General features: G+C 59.1%; 1 protein-coding gene. It reads left to right on the top strand.

Going from position 1 to position 570, the window contains the following annotated elements; all coding sequences use genetic code 11:
- On the top strand, positions 1-420 hold a 420-nt coding region (locus I6E78_RS18525), incomplete at its 5' end, for a hypothetical protein (protein WP_442960322.1).
- Between the last annotated feature and the right edge of the window lie 150 nt (positions 421-570).

The raw sequence follows: 570 nt of genomic DNA, 5'->3' as shown, positions 1-570 counted from the left end.
GGCAAAAAGAATCTCGCCACACTGGTTACCGTTGAAGACGCGGCCACTGGTGGCGCCACGCTGATCGAAGGCACCGACTACAAACTGAACCGCCCCATGGGCTGGATCATGGCGCTGGCCGGGGGCGCTCTGGCGGTAAACGACCACGTTTTCATTACCTGCGCACATAGCGGTGCCACGGGCACGAACGTTAAGGGCTCCACCCGCACAGAAGTTCGCGTTGAAATCATTTTCGACGGTATCAACCAAGCTGACGGCACCCAGTGCACGGCAACGATCTGGGAAGCCATCCTGGCGCCAGACAGCGAGTTTGACTTCCTGGCGGATGACTTCGGGAACGTAAACCTGACGGGGACACTGAAGACCCCGGTCGGCAAGGACGCTCCGTACGAGGTGTTGATCCAAGACCCCGTGGCCTAAGCACTGCTGGTGTGGCGGGCCCGCCCGCAGCCCAAACCCGCCACGCGCCTTCAGCCTGGCGGGTTTTTTCATTCAAGGATCGTCATGCATAAATGCACCCGATGCGGGTTGACCAAGACCCCTAGTGAATTCTACAAAGCCACCAAGAAT

The sequence above is a fragment of the Pseudoalteromonas sp. NZS127 genome, from assembly GCF_015864805.1.
Lineage (GTDB): Bacteria > Pseudomonadota > Gammaproteobacteria > Enterobacterales > Alteromonadaceae > Pseudoalteromonas > Pseudoalteromonas nigrifaciens.
Note: the sequence above shows the minus strand (reverse complement) of the source record. Positions and strands in the feature narration are given on the sequence as shown.